The organism is Winogradskyella pacifica, assembly GCF_013403915.1.
GTDB classification, from domain to species: domain Bacteria; phylum Bacteroidota; class Bacteroidia; order Flavobacteriales; family Flavobacteriaceae; genus Winogradskyella; species Winogradskyella pacifica.
In genome coordinates, this window is sequence record NZ_JABFDI010000060.1 from 1 (window position 1) to 849 (window position 849).

Annotated in this window: 1 rRNA gene; it reads right to left on the reverse strand. The window is 53.0% G+C overall.

Going from position 1 to position 849, the window contains the following annotated elements:
* Positions 1 to 661, reverse strand: a 23S ribosomal RNA gene (locus HM984_RS18045); the annotation flags it as partial.
* Positions 662 to 849: the final 188 nt, after the last annotated feature.

Genomic DNA, 849 nt, shown 5'->3' on the forward strand with positions numbered 1-849 from the left:
CGCCATCACCAGCCACAGTAAACTGTGCACCAGCTCTGACGGATTGTAAGCGCACGGTTTCAGGTACTATTTCACTCCCCTCCCGGGGTACTTTTCACCTTTCCCTCACGGTACTAGTCCGCTATCGGTCACCAGGGAGTATTCAGGCTTATCGGGTGGTCCCGACAGATTCACAGCAGATTTCACGGGCCCGCTGCTACTTGGGTACCCACACACAACAGTTGCAATGTTTTCGTCTACGGGACTCTCACCCTCTACGACAGGCCGTTCCAGACCACTTCGACTAACACCACAATTTTTTACTGTCGGCCGATCCGGCAGAATCGACATGCATGAACCCCACAACCCTCCATACGCAACCCCTGCCGGGTATCACACGCACAAAGTTTGGCCTCCTCCGCTTTCGCTCGCCACTACTCACGGAATCACAATTGTTTTCTCTTCCTGTGGGTACTGAGATGTTTCACTTCCCCACGTTCCCTCCACACACCCTATATATTCAGGTGCAGGTAACACGACATCACTCGTGCTGGGTTTCCCCATTCGGACACCCTCGGATCACAGCTCGGTTGACAGCTCCCCGAGGCTTATCGCAGCCTCCTACGTCCTTCATCGGCTCCTGGTGCCAAGGCATCCACCGTACGCTCTAAACTACTTACAAAAAAGATGCTCGCGTCCACTGTGCAATTCTCAAACAACACACAAACAGAAGAACATCCTGCATCCATCAGACCGAAACAGTGTCACCACCACCCCGCGATAGGGATACGAACTCCCGCATGTATATGGTCTCGCCAGAAAAAACACTCACGTGTTCCCTCAGGACCCAACAGTATGCCGATATAACTC